Consider the following 16,171-nt stretch of genomic DNA (forward strand, 5'->3'; position numbering starts at 1 on the left):
AATAAAGAGGAGAATACACGTGGTATCAAGATCTGACAAAAAACAAAATAAGAAAAAACGGAAATGGCTGCGATGGGTCGTAGGAATCGTAGTTGGATTATTTTTGCTAATTGGGGGATTTGTATTTTATTTATGGAATGAAGTGGGGGCAACGATTGAAACGATGCATAATCCATTAGCGAGAGACGAAGATCCGGATCGCCAAAAGCAAATCGATTCGATTTTTTCAAATAAAGACTCGCTAAATGCTTTACTTTTAGGTGTAGATGAACGTTCAGGAGATAAAGGTCGTTCTGATACAATGATTCTAATGTCCATAAATCCAAAAACAAATGAAATCATCATGCTTAGTATTCCGAGAGATACATATGTAAATATCCCGGGACGCGGTATGGATAAAATCAATCACGCGTATGCATTTGGTGGAGTTGATTTATCTGTTCAAACAGTAGAAGAAGCTTTTAATTTACCTGTTCATGTTTATGCGAGAGTGAATATGGAAGGATTTCAACAAGGAATTGACGCTTTAGGCGGAGTTACAGTTAACAACAGCTTGGCGTTTTCAAGTGGTGGACACACGTTCCCTGAAGGCCAAATTAGCCTGAATGGCGAAGAAGCACTTGACTATATTCGTATGCGTTATGAAGACCCGCGTGGCGATATGGGGAGAAATGAACGGCAACGTAATGTTATTGCTGCAGCAATGAATGAAGCAGCTAGTTTTTCCAGCATTACAAAGGTCGGAGAGATTCTTACCATTTTAGGCGATAATGTACAAACAGATTTAGATATGAAGAAAATTCAAACGTTATTTACAGACTATGCTGGTGCTAGACGAAGCATCACTACAATGGAGATAAATGGATCGGGACAAACTATTGGTGGTGTTTGGTATTATATGGTTCCAGATGAAGAGTTTAGCCGAATCACATCAGACATAACAGCTCATATGGAAGCAAAATAACAATACCCGTAATTACTAGAAAAGTCACCTGTATCTTGAATAAACAGTGTGGCTTTTCTTCTCTGGACAAACTAATAAACTTATTTAACTAACATCTTTTCAGTTAAATAAGACTTGGGGGAATTGGTATGAAACGAATTATTATTTTATTTGCATTTCTACTCATTCTAGGTGCATGCTCTGAAAAAGATCAAGCAACACCGAATGATCGCTTTCAAGACTATGTAACACACTGGAACGAACTTAAATTTGATGAAATGTATGATTTATTTTCTGTAAATGCAGCTAATACATACTCTGAAGAACAGTCTGTATTACGCACACAAACTATCTATGAAGATATAGGTGTATCTGACCTTGAAGTGAGTTTTGAGGAATTAACGGAAGAACAGTTGGACGTAGCTATGGAAGAAGGAACGGCAACTATTCCATTTTCTGTCCAATTAGAAACACTTGCTGGACCGGTTAGTTTTGAACATGAAGCAACCCTTATTCAGCAAGATGATGAAACAGAAGATGAAGATTCAAAGAATTGGTATATTGAATGGGAAACTGGCTTTATCTTTCCTGATTTAAAAGAAAATGGTCAAATTCGTATACAGACAACGAATCCAAAACGCGGAGAAATTCTTGACCGTAATCAAATGCCACTAGCGATTAATGATACGATTTATGAGATTGGTATTGTTCCAGGCAATCTGGGTGACAATCCTGAACAGTCAAAACAGAAGGTTGCGGATCTTCTAGGAATGAGCACTGAAACAATCGATACGGCTTTGAACGCGGGATGGGTTGAGGATAATTTATTTGTCCCACTAAAAAGTGTACTTCCAGAAGAATCTTTTCTGTCCGAATTGTTAGCCATTGAAGGTGTCCAATCACAGGAAGTTACTGGTCGTGTTTATCCTGCAGGTGAAGCAGCAACTCATCTTGTCGGTTATATCCGTAATGTAACATCCGATGATTTAGAAACACTTGACGCTGATCAGTACAGTGAAAACGACAAAATAGGGTCACGTGGGTTGGAACAGCTTTATGAAGAACAGCTAAAAGGAAAAAAAGGTGTAAGTATTCTTATTGCAAATGAGAATGAAGAGGATATTGTTCTTGCTGAGATTCCTGTTGAAGATGGAAAGACTATTACGACGACCATTGACATTAATATACAAGAAAAAATATTCAATACGTTTGAAGAAGATGCTGGTACAGCTGCTGCAGTTGATCCAAAGACTGGCGAAACGTTAGCGCTTGTAAGCAGTCCTTCCTTCGATCCGAATGAAGTTTTATATGGTACATCTGGTAACCTTTGGGGCGAATTAGAGGAAGACGAACGAAACCCTGTACTCAACAGATTTTCCGCTACCTTCGCACCTGGTTCTGTAATTAAACCAATTACAGGATCAATTGGATTGTCAAATGGTTCCATTGTGCTTGGTGAAGGTATAGAGATTAACGGCCTAACATGGAGTAATGGAGAAGGCTGGGGAGATTATGAAGTTCGTCGAGTTTCTACTTCTAACGGTCCTGTTGATCTTGCCGATGCATTAATACGCTCCGATAATATCTTTTTTGCGAGAAAAGCAGTTGAAATGGGTGCCGAAGCATACACAACTGGATTAAAAGACTTTGGCTTTGAAGAGGACTTCCCTTTTGAATACCCAATAACCGCATCAACTATTTCATCAAGCGGCAAATTAGATGATGAAGTCTTGCTAGCAAACGCTAGTTATGGACAAGGTGAGCTGGAAATGAATGTCCTTCATTTAGCAATGACGTATGCACCATTCTTAAATGATGGAAAAATGGTGAAACCAACCTTGCTTACAAGTGAAGAAACTGGACAAGTGTGGAAAGATGAGTTAGTTACTTCTGAACATGCAAATGCGATAAAGGATGCACTAAGAAAAGTTGTTACAGATGGTACTGCTCGAAACGCACAGGATGCAGATTTTCCGATTTCGGGGAAAACCGGTACTGCTGAGTTGAAATTAACGAATGATTCATCTGGTGATGAAAATGGTTGGTTTGTTGGCTACCCTACAGATGATCAAGATATGATTATTGCAATGATGGTTGAACAGGTACAAGATAAAGAAAGTGGTCTCGCTACGAAAAAGGTTACAGATGCATTTAAGGCAATTAAATAAAGCTATTCGTATTGAACCTTTCAACCACCAAAAATCTACTTCTCAATATGTGAGAAGTAGATTTTTTTGTAAGAGAATAACCTATTTAGAATTAGTTCATTACAGTAAGCGCTTACTTTAAATCGATTTATAATAGCTTTGTCAGTTTATAAAATGCATCTTCATCATATTTATCTAAAGCAATGTCAATTAATCTTTTAACATTTTCTCTTTCCATTTCACGAATAAAAAGAAGGGTCATTTTTTCTTGCTCTGTTTTAATTATGTTAGCGTCATCGTTTTGGTAATACGTTTCTGCGATAGAATGTAGCTGCTGAAGGAAATCAGGAATGGAGATGAGCTTGGACATTGTTACATTTACAACGTCTTTTCCGTTTTGAAAAGCAAAAACCGCATCTAGATTCTCCACTTTTTTCGTTTTACGGTTAATTCGAATCTCATTAGCTTCTACAGGAATAAATTGATAAACTTTTTTATTAATCACTACCGAAAAATATTGATATGCAAGTATAACTCGGACGTATTCCTCTTCTGTTTTAATGTAATACGGCTTTAGCATTTTAACAGTTACCATAGTTTACACCTCCTAGTTTTATAAACCTGTCAATCTAAATTTTCAGTTAATTAATTTTACACGAAATTATAGAATTATACAAGTGAAAATTTCATGGCACATACATAGATGTGCTGTACCTACTTCCCATAATTGAATACATAGTTAAAAGAAAAACCCAATCAACCTGACTGGGATTTTCTATGCTGAAACTTATACAACTGCCTGAGATACTATTTCCTACTTCATTTCCGGTATTACTCGAACTTCCCGGTCCATTGTTGAGTTACATAATGGACATGTTGGTTCTTCAGCAAAACTGAATGACTCTCTCATCCAGCCTTGACAGTCATCACTAGTACATGACCATACGTTTGTTTCCACCTCTGGAACCGGTTCTCTTGGTCCGCGAGAAAATGACATGATAGCATCCCCTTTCCTTCTACACTACTTATTATACTCCTTTTTCAGCATCAATGTAAGGGTATCTGAAATGAATCAACTATGCTTCTTGCTTTACCAGGTTTTCAAATACCTGCAGTGCTTTTGGCTGGAACTCATGGTAATTTTTAATGATAGAGAACTTTCGCTTTATTGGTGTACCCTCAACAAAGATTCTCTGGATTTTTTTAAGCTTTTGTTCCTTTTTAAATGTTAGATTGGAAAGCAAGCTTATCCCAAGGCCGGATTCAACCCCTTCCTTGATCGTTTGTGTGCTTCCAAATGTTAAAATCCTTTTTGGCTCTAAATTACTTCGTTGAAAAAAATCCTCAAGCATTTTTCTCGTTCCAGAACCTTCCTCGCGAATAATCCATGTTTCATTTTCTAAATCTTTTATAGAAATACATGCTTCCTCTTTAAAGGATTGGCCTGTCCCAGCAATTATATACATTTCATCTGTCGCAAATTGCCGGGTGGAAACCTGATGATGTGTAAAATTTCCCTCAACTAATCCAATATCGATTTCATGCTGTACAAGTTTTGCTCCAATGTCTTCTGTATTCCCTATTGTTACAGTTGGAATGATATTAGGAAATTCTTCTTGCAATTTAGCTAAAAACCTCGGAAGAACATACTCGCCAATTGTGTAGCTGGCTCCAATTTTCAATTGACCACTTGGTTCATTTTCTAAATCAGAAACAAGAATTCGCATCTGATCATAGTTACGTAAAATTTTCTCGGCATATTGATAAACAATTTCTCCAGCTCTATTCAGTTCTACAAATTTATTACTTCTTTCTAGTAGTCGAACACCAAGCTCTTTTTCTAAAGCTGCAATATATTGACTGACTGCCGGTTGTGACATGTGTAATTCCTTGGCAGCTCTTGAAAAGTTTTTCCGCTGTGCTACTTCCTTAAAAACAATCAAATGCTGATCCACTAAAATATCCACCTCTTTCAATAGTATGAATCAATGCTAGGCTAAAGAACCATTATTCTCATTACGAATGAAAGATATTCTGACCGACTCTATTAACCCTTAGGAAAGTTTAATAATAAGGTTTGCTTATTATTATTATTCTAATAATTTATTTTCCTTATTATACAACTGGATCTATAATTGTGTATAGAATAATGAAATGAGGAATGAGAATGAGTACATTAACGAACAAATCCAATCATTGGAAAAGTCTTCTGTTAGGTATTGGATTTACATTTATTTTTGCTTTGGCTGGCTATTTACTATCCTTAATTCCCGGTTTAAACCGAGTTGGTCCATTAGCTTGTGCAATCCTTTTGGCAATCGTTTATCGTCAAGCTTTTGGTTATCCGGAATTTTTTCGAAAGGGTATTGAGTTTTCATCAAAATATTTATTACGTTTAGCAATTATTTTATATGGATTAAAATTGAATATCGATGTAATTTTCCAGGATGGAATTGGTCTTCTTGTAAAAGGAGCAATAACCATTATCTTCGCTATTTTAGTCACTGTGTATTTGGCAAAATTATTTAAAGGGAACACTCAGATTGCACTGTTACTCGGTGTTGGAACTGGAATTTGTGGTGCAGCTGCAATTGCGGCAGTAGCACCTATTGTAAAGGCCAAAGCAGAGGATACAGCAATCAGCGTCGGGATTATCGCATTAGTCGGTACTGTTTTCTCCATTATTTACGCTTTATTGTTGCCGATTCTTCCAATCTCTGATGTGCAATACGGCATTTGGTCTGGTCTAAGCTTACATGAGCTAGCACACGTAGCATTGGCTGCAGATCCTGCAGGTGAAGAAGCACTCGCTATGGCGCTTTTAGCTAAGCTTGGGCGTGTATTCTTATTAGTACCGTTATGCTTTGTCATGATTCTTTGGATAAGGAGCCGTAAATCACAAGCCGGGGCTGATCATGCAAAAGTTAAATTCCCTATGTTTTTATTAGGCTTTATCGCAATGAGTATTATTGGAAGCTATGTTCTTGGAAATGCGATTCCAGTAACAGACAGTGTTATGAATGGTATTAGTATTGCTACGACCTTCATCTTAACCTCCGCAATGGTTGGATTGGGGCTAAACGTCAGCTTAAAAGATGTGAAAAGTAAAGCACTTCGTCCGTTCTATGCAATGTTAATCACATCTGTGCTCGTATCAGTATTGATGTATTGGATTGCAGGTATTTAAAATAACTCACTATCACAGAGATTGAAAAAAGTGAGCTGCATTTCATCTTGCAGCTCACTTTCATTAGCTTATTTTGACAACGCAAATTTCTCAATCGCTTTAGCAACACCATCATTATTATTCGTATCTGTCTCGTGATTTGCTACTTTTTTAATCGCTTCTTGTGCATTTCCCATTGCAACACCAATACTGGCTTCTTGAATCATCTTGATGTCGTTTAGACTATCGCCAACAGCCATTACTTCATCCATCGTTATACCGATCTTATTACAAAGGAATTGTAGTGCTCTCGCTTTACTTACACCTTTCGGATTGACTTCCACATTTATTGGTAGGGAATTCGTTAACTCCAGCTCCTCATACTTGGATAGCTCCGAAATCATAATATCTAATTTCTGCTTTTCTTCAGATTGGCAGCCAAACTTCAACCATTCATAGTCATTGAAATTACCTGGAGTTTCTTCTCGAAATACACCGCTTGTAGAGATCATCCACATCTCTACCCCGACTTGTGTACCAAGATTATACATTTTCTCGATTAACGCCGCATCCAAAAGATGCTGATCCAATAGTTCTTTTTCTACTGTCCATATTTGTCCACCATTTGCAGTTATTAAATAAGATTGAAGCTGCAGCTGTTCTGCGTATGGGTAGCACGTATGAATCCCACGCCCTGTACTTAGGACTACATGAATCCCTTCTTCCAAAGCCTGCTTTATCGCCATTTGTGTACGATGAGATACTTCGAGATCACTTGTTAACAATGTCCCATCCATATCTAGTGCAATTAACTGAATAGCTTTCTTTTCTACTGTCATTTAAATGCTCCTTTTCTTTACATGGTTTGTCTTTTCATCTGATTATCCTTTTCAAAAAATTTCGTTGTAATAAAAGGAATAAACAGTAATACAATTACAATGATAAATAATAATTGAATATTGTAGAAATCAACTATAAATCCACCAAGAACAGGTCCAATCATTCTTCCTAATGCCGCAATACTATTAACGATTCCTTGATAAAATCCACTACGTCCTTTTGGAGAAAGCTTGTTTGCAAGTGTTGGAATGGCTGGCCACACAAGGACCTCACCTATTGTTAAGATGACCATTGCAACAGCGAACATTGTAAAATTCTCAGCAAACATGGCAATCGTGAAGGAAATTATCAAGATACAGGTTCCAATATGAATATGCTGTTTTGGTGAAGTTATTCTATCTGTAAACCATTTTACCAGAGGTTGCGCCAGAACGATAAGAAAACCATTTATTGCCCATAGAGAACTATATTGTTCAAGCGGGATGCCAATCGATTGTGTATGGGAAGCAATTGTTGACTGCCATTGACTATATGCAATCCATACAACCAAGAATCCACTACATAAAATTAGTAATGAAATAAAAGCAGTTTTATTGTGAATTTTTGCCCGCTGCTCAAGGACTGACGTATGCATTTGACGATCTTTTGACTGATCCATTCCTTTGAACGTAAACAGTACTAACAGGAAAAAGAGAATAAACACAAGCGCATTTGCAATAAAAATATAATCAAATGAAAAGCTTGCCACATAGCCCCCAAATGATGCTCCAAGTGCTACACCTAAATTCTGGGCAACATATACGGCATTAAATGCTCGACGGCCACCGTCTGGCCATAGGGAACCAGCCATCGCAAACATAATTGGCCAAGTGATACCATTTCCAAACCCAATAATAATTAATAAAATGGAGTAAGCCACGATACCATGATTAAACGCTAGAATAACGGAAGCAATCATTGCTAGAAATGTTCCTGCAAGAATTGTTTTATACGCACTATACTTATCATAAAGTGCTCCGCCAAGCAAGTTTCCCACAATGGATGCGCCTTGATTGAACATTAAAATGAACCCAGCAAAAGCAAGACTTTTACCAAGCTCATTATGCATATATATCGTATTTAAAGGCCATAGAAAAGAGCCACCAGTTACGTTGATTACAGTTGCAATCACTAGCAGCCAAATATACCTAGGCATATTTATCATCTTCCTTCATTCATGATTAACTAGACCAGTTTAATCCATTTCAGGACGCAAATCAATACTTCCTAGCAGTTTATTTCATCCAGAGCAAGTTAAACGAATTAATTATTAAAAAGGCAGATCATAAATAGATGAATTTCCAAGAGAAACTCAGCTGTTAATAATAGATTGATTCACATGAATTCCTATCATAAACAAGCAATTGCGATTTGGATTCCTTTAATTAAATCAGCATCAGCCCAGCTTGGTATATCTCTTTCAACCGCTAGCGGATGAGATGCCGGTATATGAATAAAGCCAGAAGGCACTTTTCGACCATTCTCCTCAAAATAATGCAAACCATGATACATGACATTATTACATAGGTAAGCTCCTGCTGTGTTCGAGATTTTCGCTGGTAACCCATGCTTTTTTAACGATTCTACTATTTCATGGATTGGGAGCTTACTAAAATAACCGTCCGGACCACTTTCAAAGATTCTCTCTCCATTCGGCTTATATCCGAGATTATCAACTGGGCCATCATTACAATTAATCGCAATTCGCTCGGGCGTAATCTGATTACGCCCTGCTGCTAAACCAAGTGAAATGACAGCGTCAGGCTTATGCTTTTTCAACAATTCAATGAATTGCTTACCTGATTTATTAAATTCAACTGGTAAAACTTCACCGATAATTTGATAATCGTTTATTCTTTGACCATGCAGTTCATTAACAATCATTTCTGTTGGATTGATTGCGTTATTTAGAAAAGGTTCAAATCCAGTCAATAATAATTTCATTCTATTACTGCAACTCCCTCTTTACATTTAAATCTATTATACGATAAATTTAATAAATATTCGATTAACATATCTAATTCTTGTATCGCATCCTAATAATAAAAAAGGTGATCATTTAATAACCAGCTCAGCGTGATAAATAGTTTTCTACGAACAAAAGCGCAAGCGCCCGGTTAGCGACGTACGGACTGGACTGAGCCGTAGGAGATAAAGGAAACACGGAGACCGCAGGGAGTCGATGTTGACTTATCGTAAGGAGGTGAGGGAAGTCTCGCTAGTCGCTGGGCGCTGGAGCTGGACGTAGCCGTTTAGGTAACTAAGTTATCCACAGCATTCAAATTTTATAGTTTTCTACTGAAAAAAGAGATGGATTTGTACCATCTCTCGTTTTATTTCTATTATCGATTTGCATGCAACTAGGCTTATCGCACGTTTTTCTGTACGACTATTACTAAAACTAAATAAGCTACCGGTAGTATTCCTGCTATCCCCACAATTGCATTCCACCCTGCTATATTCCAGATTGGTCCGACTGCAGAACTTCCAAGCGTAACACCAACATAATATGCCACTAAATACAGGCTCGATGCTCCACCTTTATGATGTGCAGCCTCCTCTGCGACAAAGGTTGCCGTCAATGAATGTGCGGTAAAAAAACCTAAACAGGATACGCATAAGCCAATTATGATTATTGGCAAGGATAAACTGAATGTCATTAAAATACCAGTCGATAGGACAAGGATTCCTATGATACGTACGACCTTAAGCCCCATCCCACCCGCTAGCCAGCCCGCAATCGGAGCTCCTATTACTCCAAATCCATAGGCAAAAAAGGTGTAAGAAATTGCTTTTGTCGAGAGTGAAAAAGGCTCTGCTTCCAGATGAAACGGCAAATAGGTCCATATAGATGTAAACGAAAGCTGGAGTACAGCCCCCATTCCAATAATCATAATAATAGTTGGATTTTTTAAATGAAAAATCATCCCTTCCAAGTCTTTACGAAATGATAGATTGCTCGCTTTAAAGAATCGAGACTTTGGCAAAAAAATAAAAACAAGTCCTACAATTAGTAATCCACCGCCTGCAAAAATATAGAATACAGTTTCCCAGGCATATATATCTGTTAGATAGCCAGCCAAAACTCTCCCAGCCATCCCGCCAAGTGCATTGCTAGCGATGTACAACGCCGTTGCAATTCCGACACTGGAACGGTCTATCTCCTCGTTTAAATAAGCAAGAGATGCAGCAGGTAATCCAGCTAGCGCAAAACCTTGAATAAACCGTAATAACACAAAAAGGTAAAACGAATCCAACATAGGAATTAATAAAAATGGGATAACCGATCCGATTAAAGAATATTTAATAATAGCTACTCTCCCAATTCGATCGGAGAAAAAACCAAGAATGATTAAACCAATAATCAAACCTACAATCGTCGCTGATAAGGTTAACGTCGCTTCTGATACAGATACTTTGAATTCCCTAACATACAACGGTAAAAGCGGCTGTACAATGTACATGCTCGCAAAAACAAAAAAGGATGCAAATGCTAAGCTTAAAGATATTTTCCAAAAATAGTAATCTTTTATATGATATTTTTGTGTATTCATTACACTACACTTCCTATGTACTTAATTATGCTAATGGTTTTAACTCTTACTATAGCACAATTTATGCAAAAATTAAAAATTATATTTCAGATTAATATGTATGGTATTTACAGTATTTCCTAGGAAATACACGGTGAAGACGGTGCAAAAGATCTACTTAAGAATCCTTGACACGAAACCGATTGGTGTTATATAGTAATTACGAAACCAAAAGGTGTTATATGGAAGGAGCAGTTAAAATAGAAAACTTACAAGATATTAAACAAACTGTTATTGTAAATGCAACGATACAAAAAGTATGGGATACTGTATCTACATCAGAAGGTATTGCATCATGGTTTATGCCGAATGATTTTGAACCAATTGTTGGACAGGAATTCCACTTACAATCCCCATTTGGTCCATCCCCATGTAAAGTACTGGAAATAGATGAGCCAAACAAAATAATATTTTCATGGGATACAGAAGGTTGGATTATTTCCTTTCTATTAAAAGACTTAGGTAAAAAAACGGAATTTACGCTTATACATAGTGGCTGGAAAACAGAGGATACCGTTATTCAAAAAGCAAACGAGAAAAGCTCTATCATTCATGAAAGGATGAGTAATGGCTGGTCGAATATTATTCATAACAAACTTCGAAAGGTTACTGAAGCATAAGTGGCAGCACTAAAATATGATGTATTCCAAGCCATTTCTGATCCAACCAGAAGAGAAATTCTTCGTTTGCTCTCGACCAAAAAACGAGCTATCTCTGAAATAGCATCTCAATTTCCCGTTAGTCGAACAGCTATTGCTAAACACCTTCACGTACTTTCTGAGGCAAGTTTGGTAAGTGGTGAAAAGATAGGCAGAGAAAAGATTTATCAATTGCAGCCAGAACCGCTCACAGAAATAAAACAATGGTTAGCTTATTATGAACAATTTTGGACTAACAAATTATCAATTCTTAAGCATGTAGTTGAAGATGATGATGAATAGCAAATAAAGGCTTATTACATGTAATAAGCCTTTTCTCACTAGATACAAAAGGTCTAATAATATCCGCCCTCCTTATTCTATGAATTCTGAACTATACTTCTTCTTTCCACTCCATTGACTATTAAAAGAAAGTTTTATACTATAAATTCATTAGTTGGTTTAGCAAACAAATTAATGATAGCGCTACATTTTGGAAGAATAGTACTTCCCTATTTCGATTTTTTTATTGTAAGCGGATTAATAAACTTAATTTTAGGAGGAAATAGCATGGATTGGATTATGAATAATATGCCGATTATCTCACTTGTACTCGGTGTTGCTTTACTCTTGTTTTTAAATATGAAAGTGAAGCTTAATAGTGTACTAGCTCTAATCATATCAGCAATATTAGTTGGACTTTTAAATGGTATGCAGCTTACCGCAATTATTGATACGATTAAAGCCGGTTTAGGAAGTACGCTTGGAAGTTTAGCATTAATCATTGGATTTGGTGCTGTACTTGGGAAATTAATGGTTGATTCAGGTGCTGCACAACGTATTGCTTCCACTCTATTAAATAAATTTGGCGTAAAAAATGTTCAATGGGCTCTCATTATTGTTGGTGCTATCTTTGGTATATCCGTATTCTATGAGGTTGCATTTATTATACTTGCCCCTCTCGTAATCAGCATTGCAATTGAAGCCAAGGTACCATATATGAAACTTGGGATTACAATGGTAGCGGCTACAACTTTATCTCATAGTCTATTCCCACCACAACCAGGACCAACAGCATTGGTTGAAGCTTATGGTGCGGATATGGGAATGGTCTACATGCTTGGAATTGTGGTGTTTATTCCAGCAGTTATTGCTGCCGGGATTATTCTACCAAGACTAATGAAAAATCTGGATCGTCCTGTTCCACCACTATTGGAAAAACCTAAGGAATTTACTGATGATGAAATGCCAGGGTTTGCTACAAGTGTTATCATTCCATTAATTCCTGCAATTATGATTTCCGCAGCAACAATTATAAATATGTTTATTGATGAAGGTACTTTTTTTCATGATCTAATCAACTTCCTAGGCAGTGCGGAAACAAGTCTGCTGCTTGCTGTATTAATTGCGGTCTATGTATTTGGTCTGCGCAGAGGACGTACAATGAATGAAGTAATGGATTCCTTCTCTGGTGCTATTAAGGGCATTGCTATGATTATCTTTATTGTTGGTGCTGGTGGGGCTTTTAAAGAAATCATTCTTGATTCAGGTGTAGGCGATTACATTGCTGGGATGATGGAAAACACGGTTGTCTCACCATTAATTATGGCGTGGTTTATTACAGCATTAATTCGTATCGCAACGGGTACTGGTGTTGTATCCGCAATTACGGCTGCTGGTATTGTAGGGCCTTTGATTACAACCTTTGATGTAAACCCTGTTTTAATGGTATTGGCAACAGCAGCTGGCAGTAACACAATTACACATGTGAATGATGCATCCTTCTGGCTATTTAAAGAGTACTTCAACCTATCCATTAAAGATACATTCAAAACATGGGGATTATTACTATTCACTACATCTATTGTCGGATTGGGTATCGTTTTATTACTAGATCTATTATTCTTCTAAAGTTAAAGAGGACTGCATTCAAACTGAACGCAGTCCTCTTACTTATATTTAGCTTTCTCTCATTATCGCTTCCCGCAGCTCATTGGATTCATTCAAATCAACTATACGCTCGAGATCAAGTAATATGAGCAGGTGATTATCAACCTTCGCAACACCCTTTAAAAACGTTTCATGAATCCCAGCAACCAGTTTTGGTGCTGCCTGAATCTGATTTTGTTCAATATCTTTTACTTCTGTCGCAGCATCAACAATTAATCCGATTTGCATATTCTCAACAGAAACAACTAAAATACGGGTATCATTTGTTGTTGCCGACTCAGTAAGCATTAGTCGTTCTTTTAAATCAATAACTGGGGTTGTTTCACCACGCAATTCGGTAACGCCTTTAATAAACTTCGAAGAACGCGGAACCGCTGTAACTTCCTGCAATCTTTCAATAGAAATAACCTGCTGCACTGCAACACCAAAGGATTGATTATTTAATTTAAACACAATAAACTTTGTTACTTCCTCAGCCATTTAACTTCCTCCACTCTACTTAGGCATCAATTCATTTGGATCAATAATTAACGCAACCTCTCCATTGCCTAGAATCGTTGCACCAGATATGGCGAAAACATCTTTCAAATAATTTCCTAGTGATTTTAATACTACTTCTTGTTGTCCAATAAAGGAATCAACAATAAGCCCGGTTAGTTTTTCTCCTTTTTTCACAATCACAACAGAGTACTCTTTACTTTCATCCTCTTTCTGTGATGGCACTTCAAAAACAGTTGCCAGTGAGACAAGCGGAACTACTTTACCACGGAAATCCATAACCTTCTTCCCATGCGCAAACATCATTTGATCTTTTTCCAGGATAACTGTTTCTATAATCGAGGAAAGCGGGATTGCATAGATTTCCTTTTGCACATTTACGAGTAGTGTTGAAATAATGGATAGCGTAAGTGGCAATTGAATCGAGAATATACTTCCTCTACCCGGTTGTGACTCGATTGCAATTTGACCACCTAACGATTCAATTTTATTTTTCACCACATCTAAACCAACACCACGACCAGAAATATCAGATACTTTATCAGCTGTACTAAAACCAGATGAAAGTATCAAGTTAGCTATTTCATCTTTTGTCAGCATGTCTGCTTCAGCTGTTGTAATAATCCCATTTTCAATTGCCTTTTTCTTAACCTTTTCATGGTTAATACCAGCGCCATCATCTTCAATTTCTATGAAAACATGGTTGCCACTATGGAAAGCTCGAAGTGTCAGTTTCCCTTCTTCCGACTTTCCTGCTTGCTTTCGTACTTCCGGCAGTTCAATGCCATGATCGACTGAATTACGAATTAAATGAACTAAAGGATCACCAATCTCATCAATTACCGTACGATCAAGCTCTGTATCGGCTCCAATAATCTCCAAATCAATATGCTTTCCTAAATCCTTTGCAAGCCCGCGAATCATTCGAGGGAAACGATTAAATACTTGGTCAATTGGCACCATTCGCATCGCTAAAATAAGACTTTGCATATCGCTTGAAACCCGACTAATGTGCTCGACCGTGTCCGTTAGTTCCTGATTCTCCATACCTTCAGCAATTACTTCCAATCTACTTCGATCAATAACAACCTCTTCAAATAAATTCAATAGATTATCAATCTTTTCCAAGTTAACACGGATCGTTTTGGAGGCATGATTCACTACAGCTGGCGCACTTTTTTCAGTAGTTGCTGCAACCTCTTCCGCCGCTGTTTGCGCATCTAGCTTTTCTTCTAAAATAGGTTCTTCTTGCTGCTCTTCAGAAACGGTTGTAGTCAAGCTCTCCATCTCTACATCTTTCACTTCTGATACTTTGCTTATAATGTCTTTTACCATCTCTGGGGCTACTGTTGATAGGAAAATCATTAAAAAGCTTTGTCCGAAATTCCCCTCCTCAATTTCTTCAACAGATGGATTGGTATGAATAATTTCTCCATGGTCCTCTAAAGCTTCAAAAACCATATAAGCACGTGCGCCTTTTAAAATACATTCTTCCGTCAATTCGACTGTTATTTGGTATGGTGAAAACCCTTGATCTTTTGCTTGTTCAACAATTGTAACTTGGAATTCATCAAGTCCAAGCATATCTGTTTGAACTGTGTTTACTTCTTCGGCTGTAGCAAGCCGTTCTATTTGCACATCTTGCTTGCCATTCTCGATCTGATCCAAACGATGAACTAATTCGGAAACATCTTTCTTTCCATCGTTTCCCGCTTGAATGGAACCAACCATGTCTTCCAGAGCATCAATTGCTAAGAAGATAACATCAATTATGGTCGTTGAAACATTCAATTTATGGTTGCGAATCATGTCTAGTACATTTTCCATTTTATGTGTTAGGGATGCAATATCTTCATATCCCATTGTTGCAGCCATACCCTTTAATGTATGTGCGGAACGGAAAATCTCATTCACTAAATTTAAATCTTCGGGTTGCTTTTCTAATTGAAGTATACTGTCATTAACTGCCTGTAAATGTTCTCGGCTTTCTTCCAAAAACACCTCTAAATATTGATCCGTATCCATAAAAGCATTTCCTTTCTATTTCCATTTTGTCAATTTAAGGTTGTATAAAGAGAAAATTCATGCAGTAGGGGATTCCCTTCCCTTACTCCTCCACTGCATATTAGTTGAACAGAATAAGGAATTTACAGACTGTTCACCTTCACGTTTTTTGTATTTTCACGATTTGAAATTGGGGTATTACAGTCCGTTAACGCGTGATAAATTCTACCACGATTTTAAGCATAGTTAATTACTATACACAAAACCTTTATCATTATCTTATGTAGGTTAAAGTTCCTATCTTTTATATCGACAAAAAACACGATTTATAAAGGAGTATTTTAGGAATCCCG

The 16,171-nt window shown here is 37.2% G+C and carries 15 protein-coding genes; 6 read left to right on the forward strand and 9 right to left on the reverse strand.

The genetic code is table 11. The features are described 5' to 3' along the window. Nucleotides 1-19 precede the first annotated feature (19 nt). A complete protein-coding gene (locus tag NST46_RS00100) occupies nucleotides 20-964 on the forward strand; it encodes an LCP family glycopolymer transferase (RefSeq protein ID WP_095311098.1) in 945 nt (314 codons plus the stop codon). Between the two features lie 128 nt (nucleotides 965-1,092). Beyond that, entirely contained in the window at nucleotides 1,093-3,111 is a 2,019-nt protein-coding gene (locus NST46_RS00105; protein ID WP_341136554.1) for a penicillin-binding transpeptidase domain-containing protein, read from the forward strand. Between the two features lie 127 nt (nucleotides 3,112-3,238). Here the strand turns inward: NST46_RS00105 and NST46_RS00110 are convergent, their stop codons facing one another. From NST46_RS00110 to NST46_RS00120, 3 genes are all read right to left on the reverse strand, one after another. Next, complete coding sequence (locus tag NST46_RS00110; protein WP_095311094.1) at nucleotides 3,239-3,685, reverse strand: IDEAL domain-containing protein; 447 nt, start codon at nucleotides 3,683-3,685, stop codon at nucleotides 3,239-3,241. 219 nt (nucleotides 3,686-3,904) lie between these two features. Next, complete coding sequence (locus tag NST46_RS00115; RefSeq protein WP_095311092.1) at nucleotides 3,905-4,087, reverse strand: cold-shock protein; 183 nt, start codon at nucleotides 4,085-4,087, stop codon at nucleotides 3,905-3,907. A 79-nt stretch (nucleotides 4,088-4,166) separates the two neighbouring features. After that, a complete protein-coding gene (locus tag NST46_RS00120; protein WP_341136555.1) occupies nucleotides 4,167-5,045 on the reverse strand; it encodes a LysR family transcriptional regulator in 879 nt (292 codons plus the stop codon). A gap of 212 nt (nucleotides 5,046-5,257) precedes the next feature. On the opposite strand from NST46_RS00120, the gene NST46_RS00125 reads away from it, so the two are divergent. Next, on the forward strand, nucleotides 5,258-6,277 hold the full coding sequence (locus NST46_RS00125; protein ID WP_340002108.1) for a YeiH family protein: 1,020 nt from the start codon (nucleotides 5,258-5,260) through the stop codon (nucleotides 6,275-6,277). Between the two features lie 68 nt (nucleotides 6,278-6,345). Here NST46_RS00125 and NST46_RS00130 read toward each other — a convergent pair whose 3' ends face one another. The 4 genes from NST46_RS00130 to NST46_RS00145 form a co-directional block, all read right to left on the reverse strand. Further along, a complete protein-coding gene (locus NST46_RS00130) occupies nucleotides 6,346-7,095 on the reverse strand; it encodes a Cof-type HAD-IIB family hydrolase (RefSeq protein WP_341136556.1) in 750 nt (249 codons plus the stop codon). A 17-nt stretch (nucleotides 7,096-7,112) separates the two neighbouring features. Next, entirely contained in the window at nucleotides 7,113-8,291 is a 1,179-nt protein-coding gene (locus NST46_RS00135) for an MDR family MFS transporter (protein WP_341136557.1), read from the reverse strand. A 194-nt stretch (nucleotides 8,292-8,485) separates the two neighbouring features. Then, complete coding sequence (locus NST46_RS00140; RefSeq protein ID WP_340002109.1) at nucleotides 8,486-9,079, reverse strand: pyroglutamyl-peptidase I; 594 nt, start codon at nucleotides 9,077-9,079, stop codon at nucleotides 8,486-8,488. Between the two features lie 422 nt (nucleotides 9,080-9,501). Further along, nucleotides 9,502-10,689 (reverse strand): MFS transporter, encoded by a 1,188-nt coding sequence (locus NST46_RS00145; protein ID WP_118890439.1) that lies wholly within the window; start codon nucleotides 10,687-10,689, stop codon nucleotides 9,502-9,504. Between the two features lie 221 nt (nucleotides 10,690-10,910). On the opposite strand from NST46_RS00145, the gene NST46_RS00150 reads away from it, so the two are divergent. The 3 genes from NST46_RS00150 (at nucleotide 10,911) to NST46_RS00160 (ending at nucleotide 13,277) form a co-directional block, all read left to right on the forward strand. Next, a complete protein-coding gene (locus tag NST46_RS00150; RefSeq protein ID WP_118890438.1) occupies nucleotides 10,911-11,348 on the forward strand; it encodes an SRPBCC family protein in 438 nt (145 codons plus the stop codon). Next, nucleotides 11,349-11,669 (forward strand): ArsR/SmtB family transcription factor, encoded by a 321-nt coding sequence (locus NST46_RS00155; RefSeq protein WP_341136558.1) that lies wholly within the window; start codon nucleotides 11,349-11,351, stop codon nucleotides 11,667-11,669. A gap of 267 nt (nucleotides 11,670-11,936) precedes the next feature. Beyond that, the gene (locus NST46_RS00160) at nucleotides 11,937-13,277 is read left to right on the forward strand and encodes a gluconate:H+ symporter (RefSeq protein ID WP_095311075.1); all 1,341 of its coding nucleotides are present in this window, start codon (nucleotides 11,937-11,939) and stop codon (nucleotides 13,275-13,277) included. 48 nt (nucleotides 13,278-13,325) lie between these two features. Here NST46_RS00160 and NST46_RS00165 read toward each other — a convergent pair whose 3' ends face one another. Together NST46_RS00165 and NST46_RS00170 are read right to left on the reverse strand one after the other, a co-directional pair. After that, nucleotides 13,326-13,796: a chemotaxis protein CheW gene (locus NST46_RS00165; protein ID WP_095311073.1), complete on the reverse strand. Its 471-nt coding sequence runs from the start codon at nucleotides 13,794-13,796 to the stop codon at nucleotides 13,326-13,328. Nucleotides 13,797-13,811: 15 nt separating this feature from the next. After that, nucleotides 13,812-15,839: a chemotaxis protein CheA gene (locus NST46_RS00170; protein WP_341136559.1), complete on the reverse strand. Its 2,028-nt coding sequence runs from the start codon at nucleotides 15,837-15,839 to the stop codon at nucleotides 13,812-13,814. Nucleotides 15,840-16,171: the final 332 nt, after the last annotated feature.

The sequence above is a fragment of the Oceanobacillus sp. FSL W7-1309 genome, assembly GCF_038002145.1.
GTDB classification, from domain to species: domain Bacteria; phylum Bacillota; class Bacilli; order Bacillales; family Amphibacillaceae; genus Oceanobacillus; species Oceanobacillus profundus.

Coding starts and splice junctions, on each gene's coding strand:
- NST46_RS00105 (WP_341136554.1), top strand. CDS start 1,093: ATGAAACGAATTATTATTTTATTTGCATTTCTACTCATTCTAGGTGCA.
- NST46_RS00110 (WP_095311094.1), bottom strand. CDS start 3,685: ATGGTAACTGTTAAAATGCTAAAGCCGTATTACATTAAAACAGAAGAG.
- NST46_RS00115 (WP_095311092.1), bottom strand. CDS start 4,087: ATGTCATTTTCTCGCGGACCAAGAGAACCGGTTCCAGAGGTGGAAACA.
- NST46_RS00125 (WP_340002108.1), top strand. CDS start 5,258: ATGAGTACATTAACGAACAAATCCAATCATTGGAAAAGTCTTCTGTTA.
- NST46_RS00130 (WP_341136556.1), bottom strand. CDS start 7,095: ATGACAGTAGAAAAGAAAGCTATTCAGTTAATTGCACTAGATATGGAT.
- NST46_RS00135 (WP_341136557.1), bottom strand. CDS start 8,291: ATGCCTAGGTATATTTGGCTGCTAGTGATTGCAACTGTAATCAACGTA.
- NST46_RS00140 (WP_340002109.1), bottom strand. CDS start 9,079: ATGAAATTATTATTGACTGGATTTGAACCTTTTCTAAATAACGCAATC.
- NST46_RS00145 (WP_118890439.1), bottom strand. CDS start 10,689: ATGAATACACAAAAATATCATATAAAAGATTACTATTTTTGGAAAATA.
- NST46_RS00150 (WP_118890438.1), top strand. CDS start 10,911: ATGGAAGGAGCAGTTAAAATAGAAAACTTACAAGATATTAAACAAACT.
- NST46_RS00160 (WP_095311075.1), top strand. CDS start 11,937: ATGGATTGGATTATGAATAATATGCCGATTATCTCACTTGTACTCGGT.
- NST46_RS00165 (WP_095311073.1), bottom strand. CDS start 13,796: ATGGCTGAGGAAGTAACAAAGTTTATTGTGTTTAAATTAAATAATCAA.
- NST46_RS00170 (WP_341136559.1), bottom strand. CDS start 15,839: ATGGATACGGATCAATATTTAGAGGTGTTTTTGGAAGAAAGCCGAGAA.